Consider the following 15,586-nt stretch of genomic DNA (forward strand, 5'->3'; position numbering starts at 1 on the left):
CGAGTGCCTGGTTGAATCTTGGGCTGCTGCGGGTTTCTAGGCTTCAAAACGGCCGGTCTCTTTCTGGTTGTGCTCCGACGGGTTCCAGCGTTTGGTCGGGGCTTTCTCCCCGCGCAGGTCTTCGAGCAGCGCCGTGATGGCCACCATCACGACGGCGGTCGCCTCGTTGAGCGTGGCCGTGTCGAGGCTGCGACCCCGAAACTGAGCGAGGTCGAGTGGGTCGCCGATTTTGACTCTGATGGTCTTGCGGGGGAACAGGCTGATCTTCTTGGAATACCGTTCCATCAGGTGCTGGGTGCCCCAGTGGGCGGCCGGCACGATCGGAATCCCCTGCTCGAGCGCGATGCGTACGGCACCGGTCTTGCCGCGCATCGGCCACAGGTCGGGATCGCGGGTGAGCGAGCCCTCCGGGTAGACGACCACGATCTGCCCCTTCTCGACCAGACGCTGGGCGGCCTTGACCGGTTCGCTGCCGCGCACCGAGCCGCCGCGCTGCACCGGAATCTGGCCAGAGCGGGTCAGCACCCAACCGATGACGGGAATCTTGAAAACGGATGCCTTCGCCAGAAACCGCGGCAGCCGGCCCAGCTTCCACGCCACGACGCCCATGACGACGGGGTCGATCTCGCTGTAGTGGTTCGGCGAGAACACGAACGCCCCGCTGCGCGGAAACTTGTGGGCGTCGATGATCTCGTAGCGAGCGGCAAGGTTCATCACCGGCAGGATCAGCCCGGCAAGAATCCAGAACGCGCTCGGCCGGCTCTTTTCGGAACGACTTCGGGTCGGTGACTCGGGAGTTGCTGGCACGTCGTTATTTTCAGGCACGCGCCTATTATCCTTCGAGATCGAAGTCCGCCCCCAAAAGCCGCAGCTTGCCGATGAAGTTCTCGTATCCGCGGCTAATGATTCCCACGTTGCTGACCGTCGAGGTTCCCTCGGCCGAGAGCGCGGCAATCAGGTGGCTGAAGCCACCGCGCAGATCGGGCACGACGATGTCGGCGCCGTGCAGCTTGGTCGGCCCGGTGATGACGGCCGAGTGGTTGAAGTTGCGCTGGCCGAAGCGGCAGGGGTGACCGCCGAGGCATTCCTTGTGAATCTGAATGGTCGCGCCCATTTCGACGAGCGCGTCGACGAAGCCGAACCGTTGCTCGTAGACCGTCTCGTGCACGATCGACGTGCCGTGCGCTTTGGTGAGGGCGATGACGAGCGGCTGCTGCCAGTCCGTCATGAAGCCGGGGTGAACATCCGTTTCGATGATCACGGGCTTCAGGTCGCCGCCGGGGTGATAGAAGCGGATGCCGTCGTCGCAGATGTCGAAAGCGCCACCGACCTTGCGAAACACGTTGAGGAAGGTGATCATTTCGGCCTGGCGGGCACCGCCCACAAAGATGTCGCCGTCGGTCGCGAGTGCAGCGGCCGCCCAACTGGCGGCCTCGTTGCGGTCGAACAAAGCGCGGTGGTTGTAGCCTTTGAGGCTCTCGACGCCCTCGATACGAATCACCCGGTCGGTGTCGACCGTGATGATGGCACCCATCTTCTGCAAAATGTTAATAAGATCCATGATCTCGGGCTCGATCGCCGCGCCCTTGAGCTCGGTGATGCCATCGGCTCGTACCGCGGTGAGCAGCACCTGCTCTGTTGCTCCAACGCTCGGGTACGGCAGCTCAAGTTTTGCTCCCTTGAGTCCGTTCGGCGCCGACATGCGGATGCCGTTGGGCTGCTTCTCGACGACGGCGCCGAATTTGCGCAGCACCTCGAGGTGAAAGTCAATCGGCCGGTCGCCGATGCGGCATCCGCCGAGATCGGGAATGAACGCTTCGCCGAGCCGGTGCAGGAGCGGTCCGCAGAACAGGATGGGAATGCGCGAAGATCCGGCGTGGGCGTCGATGGCAGCGAAGTGCGCGCTCTCGACGTCGACCGGGTCAAGTATGAGGTCGCCGGGTTCGGCTCCCTCGGTCACCTTGACGCCGTGCACTTCGAGCAGCCCCCGAACGATCCGAACATCGCTGATGTTCGGAACGTCCTTGAGCACGCTCGGCGTCTCGCCGAGCAGGGCGGCAACCATGGCCTTGGTGACGAGGTTCTTCGCCCCCTTCACCTCGATCCGGCCGACCAGCGGGATGCCGCCACGGATGGTGATCTTGTCGGCGGTGAGGCCAACGGATGCTCCGTGGTTTTGAGCACTCCCCCGCTCGTTCGCGTCGTCGTTGAGCCTGGCTTCGTTCAAAGTTTTTGCCTCTTGATCACGCCGGGCTTCCCTGAGAGTGCTCACAAATTACCTGTCCTCGTGCAAATTGATGCAAAACGAATTAGTGCAAATTAGTACGATGATTCCGGGGATCGCGCGGGAAGGGTTTGGGGCAACCACGACTCTCGCGTCGCTTCGAATTCGTTGATTCGCGCTTCATCACGCAACGTCAGCCCGATGTCATCAAGACCTTCGAGCAGCCGCCATCTAGTGTAATCATCGATCGCAAAGTTCACGGTCAGATCGCCGACACGCGCGGTTTTACCCACCAGATCCACGGTCAACTCGATGCCAGGGTCGGCTTCGACCAGGTTCCACAGCGTTTCAGCGTCCGCTTCGCTGATCTGGCCGGCGAGCAGGCCCTGCTTGCCGGCGTTGCCGCGAAAGATGTCGCCGAATCGGGGGCTGAGCACGACGTCGAAGCCGAAGTCGCGCAGCGCCCAGACGGCGTGTTCCCTAGAGGAACCGATGCCGAAATCGGCCCCGGCGATGAGCACGCGACCGCCCTGGTATTCCTTCATATTGATCACGAACTCGGGGTCCTGGCGCCAGGCAGCGAAGAGGGCGTCTTCGAAGCCGGTGCGCGTGACGCGCTTGAGGTACACGGCGGGGATAATCTGGTCAGTGTCGACGTTGGAACGGCGCAGCGGCACCGCAATCCCGGTGACGGTCGTGAATTTCTGCATGCTTACTGGTCTCCATCCTGAACGAGGTCCCACGGGCTCGAGAGCGTGCCACGAATGGCCGTGGCGGCCGCGACGAGCGGCGACACCAGGTGGGTGCGCCCGCCCTTGCCCTGGCGTCCCTCGAAGTTGCGGTTACTGGTGGACGCGCAGCGTTCGCCAGGTTCGAGCTGGTCTGGGTTCATGCCGAGGCACATGGAACAGCCGGCGAAACGCCATTCGGCTCCGAAATCGAGGAAGATCTGGTCGAGGCCCTCGGCTTCGGCCTCGATGCGCACCCGGGCTGAGCCGGGAACGACCATCATGCGCAGTCCCTCGGCCTTGGTCTTGCCTTTAATGATTTCGGCGGCAGCGCGCAGGTCCTCGACCCGGCTGTTGGTGCAGGAACCCAGAAAAACGGTGTCGACCCGGATCTCCTTCATCGGGGTGCCGGCCGTGAGGTCCATGTATTCCAGCGCCCGTTCGGCCGCCGAGCGCTCATTGGCATCAACGATATCGGCCGGGTTCGGCACGGATCCGCTCAGCGAGACGCCCTGGCCCGGATTGGTGCCCCAGGTGACGAACGGTTCGAGCTCGTTCGCGTCGATGATCACCTCGGCGTCAAAGCTCGCGCCCTCATCGGTGGCGAGCGTCTGCCAGTACGCGACGGCGGCATCCCAGTCAGCCCCGCGCGGTGCGTGGGCTCGACCCTCGAGGTAATCGTAGGTGGTCTGGTCTGGCGCGACCATTCCGGCGCGGGCGCCGGCTTCGATCGACATGTTGCAGATGGTCATGCGCCCCTCCATCGATAGGGCGCGGATGGCCTCGCCACGATATTCGAGCACGTAGCCCGCTCCCCCGCCGGTGCCGATCTTCGCGATCACGGCGAGGATGATGTCCTTCGCGGTGACCCCGGTGCGCAGTGCGCCGTTGACCGTGACGGCCATGGTCTTAAACGGGTTCAGCGACAGCGTCTGGGTGGCCATGACGTGCTCAACCTCGCTCGTGCCGATGCCGAGGGCCATGGCTCCGAAGGCGCCGTGCGTGGAGGTGTGCGAGTCACCGCAGACCACGGTGATGCCAGGCTGGGTCAGGCCGAGCTGCGGGCCGACGACGTGCACGATGCCCTGTTCAATGTCACCGAGCGAGTGCAGTCGCACACCGTACTCGGCGCAGTTGCGTCGCAGGGTCTCAATCTGGGTGCGGCTGGTCAGGTCGGCGATGGGCTTGTCGATGGCCAGCGTGGGCGTGTTGTGGTCTTCGGTCGCGATGGTCAGATCGGGCCGGCGCAGCTTGCGATTGGCCAGGCGCAGTCCATCGAAGGCCTGCGGGCTGGTGACCTCGTGCAGCAGATGCAGGTCAATGTAGATCAGGTCGGGCGTGCCGTCCTCACCCTTGCTGACGAGGTGCTTGTCCCAGACCTTCTCGGCGAGCGTGCGCAGGCCGGTGCTGGAATTCACTTGCGAAGTGGGTATTACATTGGACATTTTGAGCGTCTTCCTCACGAATCGATGGCAGCCACGCCGAACTCCGCGACGAGGGAGGCCTCAGGACAGGGACTCGTCGCGGCACAGAAGAAGTCGGCTCGGCACCACGGATTCAGGGTAACACCTCACCTCGTACCCTGGCTCGCACACGGTCCGGTGAACTCTTCAGTCGAACGCCGACTCCAGATAGATGACACTCACGTTGTCGCGCCCGCCGTGTTCGATGGCTTCATCGACGAGAAGGTCAGCGATACTGCGTTCGTCACCCTCTGAACGGATGTCCGTGGCCAGCACGCGCGCGATGGCCGCGTCGTCGAGTTCCTTGGTCAGGCCGTCGGAGCAAATCAGAAAGGACTGTTCGCCGAGGGCCGGCAGCAGCCAGACGTCGGCGTCGACGAACTCGTCGGCGCCGATGGCCCGAGTGATGACGTTGCGCTCGGGGTGATTGTCGGCGTCTTCGACCGAGATCAGGCCAGCGTCCACCATCTCCTGCACGGCGGAGTGGTCGACCGAAAGTTGGCTCAGAACACCGTCGGTCCAGGTATAGACGCGGGAATCACCAACGTTGAAGGCCATCCAGTGGTAGCCGATATCATCACCCGCATCGACGAAGGCGATGCCGGCGAGGGTCGTTCCCGACACTGCGGTGCCGTAGTCGTCGGCAGCGCTGAGGTCGCGCACCGCGTCGTTTGACGAGTGGATGGCGTCGAGGATGCGTTCCGGCGTCGACGGCAGGTCGCGCGCGATGTGTTCGTCGAACACGCGCAGCACGGTCTGGCTGGCGACGTCACCCTGGGCGTGGCCGCCCATGCCGTCGGCCACGAGAAAGATCGGTGATTGCGCGAGGATGCTGTCCTCGTTGACCCTGCGCACACTGCCGACATCGCTGCGGGCACAGAAAAAGAGGCGGGCGGTGGCGGTGGAGAGTTCAATCGTGCTCTGCTGGTTCGCAGTCATGAGAACTCCCCCTTCGCCGGCGCCCGGCCTCGATCAGTCATTCCTTGGCGTCAACCGAAATCTCCTCGGCCAGCGTGTGGCCACGCTTCTTGGCATCGTGACGCGCCTTGATCAGGCTGGCCACGGTGGCCACGGCCATGCTACCGATGATTACGCCGAGCGAAGTCCAGGTGCCGATCTCCGGCGCCCACAGAATATGCTCGCCACCGTTGATGAACGGCAATTCGTTTTCGTGCATCGCGTGCAGCACAAGCTTCACGCCGATGAAGCCAAGAATGACCGCGATGCCGTACTTGAGGTATTCGAGGCGTTCCAGCAGGCCACCGAGCAGAAAGTACAGCTGGCGCAGGCCCATGAGGGCGAAGATGTTGGCGGTGAACACGATGAACGGGCTTTGAGTGATGCCGAAGATCGCGGGGATCGAGTCGAGCGCGAAGATGAGGTCGGTGGTGCCGATCGCGATGAACACGATGAGCATCGGCGTGAAGACCTTCTTGCCGTCGATCTGCGTGCGCACCTTGGAGCCGTCGAATTCGGACGAGATACGAATGCGGCGGCGCAGCAGACGGATGACCGCGTTTTCCTTGTCTTCGGTTTCTTCCTCCGACGAGAAGGCCTGCTTGACGGCGGTGTAGAACAGGAACGCGCCGAAGATGTAGAAGATCCAGCTGTAGCTTTCGATCAGCTGGGCGCCGAGCAGAATGAAGATTCCGCGCAGCACGAGGGCGATAATAATGCCTACCATCAGCACTTCTTGCTGGTATTTTCGCGGCACCGAGAACCGGGCCATGATTATCACGAAGACGAACAGGTTGTCGATCGACAGGCTGTACTCGGTGAGCCAGCCGGCCAGAAACTGACCGGCGTGTTCGGCGTCGCCGAGCACGAGCATCAGCAGGGCGAAGATCAAGGCCAGGCCGACGTAGAAGGCCACCCAGAGGCTGGCTTCGCGCATGCTCGGAACGTGCGGACGCTTGTAGACGATGAGCAGGTCGGCGACCAGAATCAGGGTCAGAACGACGAGTGATCCAACTTCGAACCAGAGGGGGAGAGCGAGTTCCACGGGGGCCTTTCAAATGATGACGGGAGTCAGGTAGTACAGAACCCGAAAGTCTCTCCCGCACCGATTGGACCCAATCGGAACCAATCGATACCACCGCGACCGGGGCCCCGCCGATGCGGCCCGTATTGACGATCGCGATATAGAACCCGATCGGGCCCAGAGGGATACTCCCCTTCGCTTGCAAAATTCTAACAGTGTGCCAACCCGGAGCGCACCCCCGCCCGGCCCGACCGCCGCCTATAGTTGAGGGCTATGACTACGCACCGGTTTCGATGACGGCCGCCGACAACCCGCGGGAGTACATTGACTGGTCGAACGAAGGTCAGCCCGCCACCGCGCCTTGGCGATCCGCGAACGGAGCACCGGCCCCGAAGCGGGTCGTGCCGGTTGACGACACCATTACCGCGGATGCCGCCTACCGGCTGGCCTCGCAGGGGGTCGCAATGCTCTGGCAGGGCGACTTTCAGAATGCCCGCCAGATTCTGACCGCCCTGGAGCACCGCACGCGGCCTCGACCGGACCGCACCGAGCGCACCACCGCCGAGCTGTTCTACCGGTATCGACAGAACCGCTCCCACCGCGCGCGCATCCTCGGTCTGCTGCTCATTCCGCTCGAGGTCGGCAATATCATCGGGCTGCGGCGGGCGCCCGACGTGGTAGCGGCCACGGTCGACGCCTATGGGAGCATCGCCGAGGCATCCGTTGTGTCGCTGCACGAGGTGGTCGGCACGATCGGTGCCCACCAGTGGCGCACCAGGGGCATCCCCGTTGCCGCCTTGAACGCCAGCGTCTTTCCGCACTACGGCACGTTCTTTCCGGTGCGCAGCGAATACGTTGACCTGGTCGCGAACGCTCCGCTGGCCACGCCGAAGGTTGCCTTCGACATCGGCACCGGCACCGGGGTGCTCGCAGCGGTGCTGGCGACCCGGGGCGTGCCGCGGGTGGTAGCGACGGATATCGAGCCGCGCGCAGTGGCATCCGCTCGCGAAACAGTGTCGCGCCTGAAACTCAACACCCGGGTAGAAGTACTGCTGACGGACCTGTTTCCCGAGGGACGCGCCGATCTGATCGTCTGCAACCCGCCGTGGATCCCGGCGACGGCGCACTCCCTGCTCGACGCGGCCGTCTACGACCCGGGCTCTGGCATGCTCAAGGGGTTTCTGGCCGGCGTGCTGGCCCACCTGCACCCCAATGGTGAGGTGTGGCTCGTGCTCTCCGATTTTGCCGAACTGGTCGGGCTGCGCTCCCGCGACGACCTGTTGAATCTGATCAATGCTGCCGGGCTGCACGTGATCGGTGCTCTCGAAGCGCCCGCCGCACACTCTCGCTCGACCGATACGAGCGACCCGCTGCACGCGGTGCGCCAGAACGAGGTCACCTCCCTCTGGCGTCTTGCCGCGCGTGAGTCGAGTGCTTAAACAAAGAAACCCGGCGCCTTAGAAAGAAAGGCACCGGGAATTTGTGACCCCAGCGGGATTCGAACCCGCGTTACCGCCGTGAGAGGGCGATGTCCTAGGCCGCTAAACGATGGGGCCGTTTTGCAACTTACCGAGTATGCCACAGAGAGGAGCGCAGTTCCAAACTGAGCCTCCGCGGCGCGTCGCTGCGGGTGGGGGCGGCCCCGTTGACCCCCGCAGAAAAGCCCGTCAAGAAGCGAACGCTGTTGCGCTACGAGTCGAATCGGGGTTAGCTCAGGGCATGAAACTGACCAAGCTGGAGCATGCCGCTTTGATCCTTGAGCTCTCGGGCAAGAAGCTCTACATCGACCCCGGTTCGTTCACATCCGCGCTCACCGGCACCGCGGGCGCCGTCGCCGTGGTCATCACCCACGAGCACGCCGATCACTGGACGCCCGAACAACTGGGACGCATCGTCGAAACGAACTCGGACCTGCGCATCTTCGCACCGGCCGGTGTCGCTTCGGCCATAGCCGCGACCGGCGCCGATCTCGATGTCACGACGGTACAGGCCGGCGATGTGATCGATGTCGATCCGTTCACCCTGCGCTTCTTCGGGGCGACCCACGCTGTCATCCACGAATCGATCCCGATCATCGACAACGTCGGGGTGCTCGTCAACGACGAGCTGTACTACGCCGGTGACGCCTTCACGATTCCCGAGGGGGTTGCGGTGGGAACGCTCGCCGTGCCGGCCGCCGCGCCCTGGATGAAAATTAGTGAGGCGATGGATTTCATTCTGGCCGTGAAGCCCAAGCGCAGCTTTCCGACCCACGAGATGCTGCTCTCCAGGGCAGGAAAAGATCTGTCCAACGCGCGGTTCCTGAGCGTCACCGAAGACGGTGGCGGCGAGTTCTTTGCGCTTGAGCCCGGTGACAGTCTCGACCTGTAGGCCGAGCTGTTGCGCAGCATCCGCTGAGAAACGACTCGCCTTCAGGAAATTTGCAGCAACTGCATCTTAGAGTGCAGTTACTGCAAACGCGGCCCGCCGAGGTCGCCAGAACCGAGGGAAACCGATGGACTCCGAGTGGGTAATTGATGCGCAAGGCCTGGAGAAATCGTACGGGTCGGGTGCGAGCCGTTTCGACGCCCTGAAGGGCGTGTCCGTTCAGATCGCGCCCGGTGAGACCGTGGCGATCGTCGGCAAGAGCGGCTCGGGCAAGTCCACCCTTATGCACCTGCTCGCCCTGCTTGATCAACCCGATCAGGGAACGCTGCAGGTCGCCGGCAAAGACGCCAAGTCGCTGTCGAAGCGCGCTGTCAACGAACTGCGCAACAAGGAGTTCGGCTTCGTCTTTCAGCAGTTCTTCCTCACCCCCAACGTGAGTGTGCTCGACAACGTCATTCTGCCGTTGAAGATCGCCGGCATGGGCGGCAAGGAGCGGCGGCGCCGCGGCATGGAGGTTCTCGAACAGCTCGAGCTGGCCGACAAGGCCGGCAACAAGGCCACGACCCTCTCCGGCGGGCAGAAGCAGCGCGTCGTCATCGGTCGCGCCCTGGTCAATGCGCCGCGCGTGATCTTCGCCGACGAACCCACCGGCAACCTCGACACGGCCACCGGCGCCGTGGTCGAAGACATCTTGTTCGACCTTAACCGCAGCCAGGGCATCACGCTCGTCATCGTCACCCACGACGAGGAACTCGCCGCCCGCTGCGATCGCCAGATCTATATCCGCGACGGACTCGTCGTGTCGCACGCCACCTCGACCCATACCGGCGCCCACACCCTGACCACCGCCGGGGGCGCAGCATGAGAACCAAAGACCTCGTCGCCACCGCGATCTCCAACACCTTCCGCAGCAAACTGCGCACGACCCTGACCGTGCTGGCCATTTTCGTCGGCGCGTTCACCCTCACCCTGACCAACGCGGTCGGCGCCGGCGTCAGCCAGTATGTCGACGCGCAGGTGGGCGCCCTCGGCTCCCCCGACGTGTTCATCATCACGCAGGCGAGCGATGCCACCGCCGCCGGCGACGGCCCGGTCAAGTATGATGCGGCCAGTTCGGCATCCGTTTCGAGCCAGCAAGGCCCGCCAGGCACGACGACCAAGGCGCTGACGGATGCCGACCTCGCCACGATCGGCGACACCGCCGGCATCGTCTCGGTCGATCCGATTCGTTCCGTGCAGCCCGACTACATTGAATACGACTCCGGCACCCCCTACGAGTTCAGCATCAACGCCACCTCGGCCGTCACCACGGCCGACCTCACGGCGGGCGCGCAACTCGACGGCGGCGCCACTGAGACCCAGCTCATGCTGCCAGACACCTTTGTGGCCCCGCTCGGGTTCGCCTCAGCGGAGGACGCGGTGGGGGCATCCGTTTCTATCGGCATCACCGACATTCTCGGCGAGAGGCACGTGGTCGACGCCACCGTCGTCGGCGTCTCGCTCGAGAGCCTGCTCGCTGCCGGCGCCGGCGCCAACGACGCACTGATTGCCGAGTTGGCCGACGCGCAGTCCGGCGGCATTGACACAGCGGTCACAAGCTACGGTGTGGCCGTGGCTCACTTCGACACCGCCCTGTCAGCGGATGCCGTGACCGCGCTCAAGGGGGACCTCGCCACCGCGGGCTATTCCGCGAGCACCATCGAAGATCAGCTCGGCGCCGTGCAGACGGTGATCAACGGCATCGTCGGCGTGCTCAACGCCTTCGCCGTGATTGCCCTGATCGCAGCGGCATTCGGCATTATCAATACCCTGCTGATGAGCGTGCAGGAACGCACCCGTGAGATCGGCCTGATGAAGGCGATGGGCATGAGCGGCGGCAAGGTCTACACCCTGTTCAGCCTCGAAGCCATCGTCATCGGGTTCCTCGGCAGCGCCATCGGTGCCGGTGTGGCCATCGGGCTCGGCTCGGCGCTGAGTGCCGTGCTGTCGCAGGGACTGTTGTCCGGGCTGCCGGGATTGAACATTCTCCTGTTCGAGCCGCTGTCGGTGGCCTTCGTCATCGGCTTGGTGATGCTGATCGCGTTCCTCTCCGGCACGCTTCCAGCTCAGCGGGCGGCGAAGCAGAACCCGATCGAGTCGCTGCGGTACGAGTAGCGCGATGCACCAGGACCAGGCCATGACAGACTCCCCGACGCCCAACACCACCGTGCGCGCGCAGTCGCGCGAAGACAAGCAACACGAAACGACCCTGCGCGTGGAGCGGAGTGCGGTCAGCCTCGTTCTGGAGCACGGTTTCGACAACGTCACCGTCGATATGATCTGCAGCCAGAGCGGCATCTCCCAGCGAACCTTTTTCAACTATTTCAAGACCAAGAAGGCCGCCATCATCGGCGCCGCGCCGCCCACGATCGATGAGGGTCGGGCGCGGGAGTTCATCGCCGCCCCCGGCGACGACCTGCTGCCCGACGTGCTCACCCTGATGAGCGCGATCGGTCCGCGCGCGGGCATGGACGAGCAGCTGTTCACCGACCGCCTGCGCATCTTCGCGTTGCACCCCGAACTCATGCAAGAGCAAATGGAGCGGATGACCAGGGTCACCTCCGAGATCACCGACTTAGTCTATTTGCGCCTCGGCCGCGGTGCCGTCGTTGACTCACAGAACGACGACGAGAACGATGCTGCCCTGGCTTTTCGGCACGGGCAGGCCGAACTGCTCACGCACGCGATGCTGGGCGTGGTGCGTTTTATGGCCCTGCAGTGGATTCCCGATTTTGAGCGCCCGGCCGGCGCTGATGGCACGGTTGACCGGTCCCCGACACCGACGCTAACGCCAACCGTGGCCGAGTCGCTGAGCCGTACGATCGAGCTGTTGCGCCGCACGCTGAGCATTCCCGGTCTCTAGCCGCGCTCAATGTCCGATTCCAACGGCAGCCATTTCAGCAGGGCTGCCCGCAATTTGCCGAGGCGCAGCGGGCGCATGAGGTACTCGTTCATACCGACCATACGAGTGTGGTCAGCATCGCCGCGCACCGCGCTGGCCGTCATCGCCAGAATCGCCACGCGCGTGCCCGGCGCTTCGGCCGCCCGAATAGCGGATGCCAGCTCGTAGCCATTCATCTCCGGCATGTGCAGGTCGGTGATCACCAAATCGTAAACGCCGGTTTCCCAACTCTCCAGCGCCTCCGCCCCGTTCTTCGTCATGTCAGCCGAGTACCCCAACAGGTTCAGCTGCCACAGGATGAGTTTTTGGTTTGTCGGGTTGTCCTCGGCTACGAGAATGCGGGTTGCAGCGGGCATTTTGCGTGTGCCCCGGCTCACCCGCACGGGTGACGCATCCGCCGTTGCCTGGACGGGCTCGACCGGCTGAGCAGAAGGGTAGGGCTGCAGCACCTGCCGGGTGCGAGAACCCGCTTGGTCCGACAGGGTCTCGTCGTCGGCCCGGGGCATGAGCCAGTTAATGGTGTCCTGCAACTCCTGGTAATGCAGTGGCTTCGTGATGTAGGCGTCACAACCAGCCTCGCGGGCTCTTTTCTGATCTCTCGACATCGCCCCCGCGGTAACCGCAATCACGGGAATTTCGGCGGTAACCGGGTCATTCTTCAACACGGTCGTGGCGGCGAATCCGTCCATTCCGGGCAGCTGAACGTCCATCAGGATCACGTCGGGCAGTTCGACCCGTGCCAGGAGCAAACCACTCTCGGCGTCAGCGGCGCCCAACGTCGAGTGTCCGGCCCGGTGTACCAGAAGCGAAGTGAGTTTCATATTGATCGGGTTGTCTTCGATGATCAGAATTCTGGCCACGGGGTCAGCCGCCCAGCGAATCTGTCGACGGGTCGCCCGACGCGAGGGCACGTTTGACCTCGGCCATGAACGCCGTTCGATTAAAGTTTTCCGTGCCGATCACCCGAACGGGCTGGCTAGGGTCGCTGTCGACGGCTGCCAGCTCCTGTTGGGTGAGCTGCATGCCCGTAACAATCAGCACGGGAATGTGTTCGGTGCTCTCGTCGGACTGCAGCGCCAGCACGACCTGGTAGCCGCTGAAGTTTTCCATCATGAGGTTAAGCAAAACAAGGTCGGGGTGTAATCGTTGCGCCATTTCGATGGCGTCATTCTTGGTGAAAGCTCGTTCGACAGCATATTCCGGCCGAGTCAAAAACCGTGCGATAACGTCGACGGTTTCGGGGTCGTCGTCGGCTACCAGAACCCGGCGGGTGCGCATCGCATCGGGGCTGAGGCTCAGCATTTTGAGTGAATGTTGCAGGGCTGCCCGGCTAATCGGCTTCTCCAGCACCGCTGAAGCGCCATGTGTGAGGGCCAGACTCACGTCGGCATCCCCGGCAATGATCACGATCGGAACGGCAGCAAGATCCGAGAATTCGTGAAGACGAATCAGAAATCCCCACCCATCTATTCCCGGCAATCGAATATCGAGAGTGATGAGGCTGAGAGGCTGATGCGGAGCAACAGCCAGGCCCTCCTCACCGCTGGTCGCGACGATGACCCGAAAGCCTTCGGCCTCGAGCAGAAGCCGCAGCACCTCCGCACCCTTGGCATCGTCCTCGATTACCAGGGCAACATGCTTTTCAGACCTCGCCTCGTAGCCCTGTTGCAGCTTCGATTTATGAGCCGCGCTGAGGGAATCTTTGGTCGTCTGCACGGTTCTGGTCGAGTACACCTCGGCATTGAGCGGGGTCCCGTCACCGTCGGATGCGGTTGGGGCCGTTGGCACGGCAGCAGCGGGGTGGAATGGGTGCGGCTTGGGCTGGCTGTTGGCGCCGGGGGCGGAAGCGTTGACCGCTACGACCGGCTCTGGATCATCTGCCGCCGTTTCTGTGGCTGAAGCTGACCAAATGGGCGCCACCTGGTCGGTTTTTCCGAGGGGAAGCCAGACAGCAAAACTCGATCCCTCTCCCGATGCGCTGGCCACGGCGACAGTACCGCCCTGCAGAGTCACCATCTGCTTAACCGTGGACAGACCGAGGCCGGTCCCTTCGAATCGTCGGGCCAGTGTGCTGTCAATCTGACTGAATGCCAAAAAAAGCTTTGACATATTTTCGGACGAGATTCCCATTCCCGTGTCATCGACGCGAATTTCAAGAAAATCTGTGATGTCGCTTTTCACCAGTGCAAAATCGTGCACGGGCCAAGTGCCGGCAATCTTTCCCACGGCATTTCTCGCCACCCGCCGGGCCACGAGAGTCACCTGGCCCTGATCGGGCGTAAATTTTACCGCGTTCGAGAGTAAATTGTAAACAATCTGCTTGGTCTTGCGCATGTCCAACATGGGCACACCGAGGTCGTCGGCGCCCGTGAAACGAAGTTGGATGCCGTGCGATAACGCGCTATCGCGCACGATGAGCAGGCTCTGCTCCAGGAGCGAGCGAACGTCCACTGCCTCTAGCTCGATGTCCATCATTCCTGACTCGACCTTGGACAGATCGAGAATGTCGTTGATGAGGGCGAGCAGGTGGTGTCCGCTAGTAAAAATGTCTCCGATGTACTCGCGCTGGGAATCGCTCATGTCGCCCATGAGACCGTCCTTGAGCGCCTCGGAGAACCCGATGATCGCGTTCAGGGGCGTGCGCAATTCGTGCGACATCGTCGCCAGAAACTCAGTCTTCATGCGGCTGGCGTGTTCCAGCTCGATGTTGGTTTCTTTGAGTGCCTGTTCAAATCGTTTGCGTTCGGTCACGTCGCGGGCCGACGCGAAAACGCCCTGCACAACCCGATCACGGTTGTAGAACGTTGCCGCGTTATAGGAGACATCCGTTTCATCGCCGTTCAGCGCGCGAACCGTTAACTCGTAGTCGTTGACCCTGTTTTCCTCCAGCGCTCGTCTGATCGCATTGTCGGCGCGAGCCGGGTCGGTGAAAAAGTTGCGGCAGGGTGCGCCGATGAGTTCGTCCCGGGTTCGTCCGGTGAGTTCGACCATTTGCTGGTTGACGTCGGAGATGATCCCCATGGTGTCTGTCGTCATGAGCGCATCGATGTTGGACTCAATCAGGGAGCGCGTGTAGAACTGCTGGTCACGCAGGCGCTGGTCAAGCACCGATTGGGCCAATTCCACCTGTTTGCGTGAAGTATTGTCGGTACCGATCAACAGGTAGCCAATGATGGCGGCGTCAGCATTGCGCAGGGCGGTGACCGACACGACCGCCGGAAAGCGGCTGCCGTCCTTACGAACCTTGGTTAGTTCATAAATGTCTTCGATGCCGCGGCTGGCTTTGAAGACCAGCGCTTCAAATCCCGGCTGAATGGTGGTGCCGAATTCCAGGCTGAGTTGCGCGGCTCGCAGAATGATCTCTTCACGGTCGTGCATGGCGGCTGGCGTGAGTTTGTTGACGACCTCCTCGGCGGTATAGCCGAGCATCCGCTCTGCTCCCACGTTGAAGATCTGAATGACACCTTGCGCGTCGGTGGCGATACTCGAAAAATTTGCGCTGTTGAAGATGGCATCCTGCAGGCTCACGGTCTGTTCCAGAAGGTTCTTCGCCAGCACCGCAGCCTGGGCGATCGAACTGTCACCGCCGGGGAGACTCGCTTCGACCCGAACGGTGCCTCGAACGGGCTCAACCGGTCGAGTATGATTCTTGCGGCTGGGGGGTGTCATGGCCAACACGCCTTTCGTGATTAATCGATGCGCAGTGAGTGTCAGGTGGTAGAGACGCGTCACGATAAGACAGAAAAGGCACTCGGTCGGCAACGTCGCCTCGCTGGATTGCCGCGAGTTGACCGGTGGAAATTTTCCTCACTTTAACCTACATCACGAATGCGTCGAATCACCCCTCTTTGGGGGTAGTCAGGATCGAGGGTCGCGGGCCGC

The 15,586-nt window shown here is 62.7% G+C and carries 13 protein-coding genes and 1 tRNA gene; 5 read left to right on the plus strand and 9 right to left on the minus strand.

Annotated features, from left to right (window positions below):
• Positions 1-36 precede the first annotated feature (36 nt).
• The 6 genes from QMK31_RS03410 to QMK31_RS03435 all read right to left on the minus strand — a co-directional run bounded on the left by QMK31_RS03410 (position 37) and on the right by QMK31_RS03435 (position 6,417).
• Complete coding sequence (locus tag QMK31_RS03410) at positions 37-825, minus strand: lysophospholipid acyltransferase family protein (protein ID WP_283499516.1); 789 nt, start codon at positions 823-825, stop codon at positions 37-39.
• Between the two features lie 7 nt (positions 826-832).
• Positions 833-2,140, minus strand: coding sequence for a UDP-N-acetylglucosamine 1-carboxyvinyltransferase (gene murA / locus QMK31_RS03415; protein ID WP_283499817.1), 1,308 nt, complete (start codon positions 2,138-2,140; stop codon positions 833-835).
• Between the two features lie 179 nt (positions 2,141-2,319).
• On the minus strand, positions 2,320-2,934 hold the full coding sequence (gene leuD / locus QMK31_RS03420) for a 3-isopropylmalate dehydratase small subunit (protein ID WP_283499517.1): 615 nt from the start codon (positions 2,932-2,934) through the stop codon (positions 2,320-2,322).
• A gap of 2 nt (positions 2,935-2,936) precedes the next feature.
• On the minus strand, positions 2,937-4,370 hold the full coding sequence (gene leuC / locus QMK31_RS03425) for a 3-isopropylmalate dehydratase large subunit (RefSeq protein WP_502852350.1): 1,434 nt from the start codon (positions 4,368-4,370) through the stop codon (positions 2,937-2,939).
• A gap of 192 nt (positions 4,371-4,562) precedes the next feature.
• A complete protein-coding gene (locus tag QMK31_RS03430) occupies positions 4,563-5,354 on the minus strand; it encodes a PP2C family protein-serine/threonine phosphatase (RefSeq protein ID WP_283499519.1) in 792 nt (263 codons plus the stop codon).
• Positions 5,355-5,391: 37 nt separating this feature from the next.
• A complete protein-coding gene (locus QMK31_RS03435; RefSeq protein WP_283499520.1) occupies positions 5,392-6,417 on the minus strand; it encodes a TerC family protein in 1,026 nt (341 codons plus the stop codon).
• Between the two features lie 272 nt (positions 6,418-6,689).
• Here QMK31_RS03435 and QMK31_RS03440 point away from each other — a divergent pair, with 272 nt between their 5' ends.
• Positions 6,690-7,835 (plus strand): methyltransferase, encoded by a 1,146-nt coding sequence (locus QMK31_RS03440; RefSeq protein ID WP_283499521.1) that lies wholly within the window; start codon positions 6,690-6,692, stop codon positions 7,833-7,835.
• A 44-nt stretch (positions 7,836-7,879) separates the two neighbouring features.
• Here the strand turns inward: QMK31_RS03440 and QMK31_RS03445 are convergent.
• Positions 7,880-7,952: transfer RNA gene (locus tag QMK31_RS03445), tRNA-Glu, on the minus strand.
• 163 nt (positions 7,953-8,115) lie between these two features.
• Between QMK31_RS03445 and QMK31_RS03450 the strand changes: the two genes are divergently transcribed.
• From QMK31_RS03450 to QMK31_RS03465, 4 genes are all read left to right on the plus strand, one after another.
• Positions 8,116-8,766: an MBL fold metallo-hydrolase gene (locus QMK31_RS03450; protein WP_283499522.1), complete on the plus strand. Its 651-nt coding sequence runs from the start codon at positions 8,116-8,118 to the stop codon at positions 8,764-8,766.
• Positions 8,767-8,890: 124 nt separating this feature from the next.
• Positions 8,891-9,628, plus strand: a complete 738-nt coding sequence (locus QMK31_RS03455; protein ID WP_283499523.1) for an ABC transporter ATP-binding protein — start codon at positions 8,891-8,893, stop codon at positions 9,626-9,628.
• Positions 9,625-10,917, plus strand: a complete 1,293-nt coding sequence (locus QMK31_RS03460) for an ABC transporter permease (protein WP_283499524.1) — start codon at positions 9,625-9,627, stop codon at positions 10,915-10,917. Before QMK31_RS03455 ends, QMK31_RS03460 begins: the two co-directional genes overlap by 4 nt.
• Positions 10,918-10,939: 22 nt before the next feature.
• Positions 10,940-11,665, plus strand: coding sequence for a TetR/AcrR family transcriptional regulator (locus tag QMK31_RS03465; RefSeq protein WP_283499525.1), 726 nt, complete (start codon positions 10,940-10,942; stop codon positions 11,663-11,665).
• Here QMK31_RS03465 and QMK31_RS03470 read toward each other — a convergent pair.
• Positions 11,662-12,564 (minus strand): response regulator, encoded by a 903-nt coding sequence (locus QMK31_RS03470; protein ID WP_283499526.1) that lies wholly within the window; start codon positions 12,562-12,564, stop codon positions 11,662-11,664. The two genes, QMK31_RS03465 and QMK31_RS03470, sit on opposite strands and share 4 nt — an antisense overlap.
• Positions 12,565-12,568: 4 nt before the next feature.
• Positions 12,569-15,373 carry a hybrid sensor histidine kinase/response regulator gene (locus QMK31_RS03475; RefSeq protein WP_283499527.1) on the minus strand — a complete coding sequence of 935 codons (2,805 nt, stop codon included), beginning with the start codon at positions 15,371-15,373 and terminating at the stop codon, positions 12,569-12,571.
• Between the last annotated feature and the right edge of the window lie 213 nt (positions 15,374-15,586).

Source organism: Cryobacterium sp. PH31-O1, from assembly GCF_030063455.1.
In the GTDB taxonomy this organism is placed as follows: domain Bacteria; phylum Actinomycetota; class Actinomycetes; order Actinomycetales; family Microbacteriaceae; genus Cryobacterium.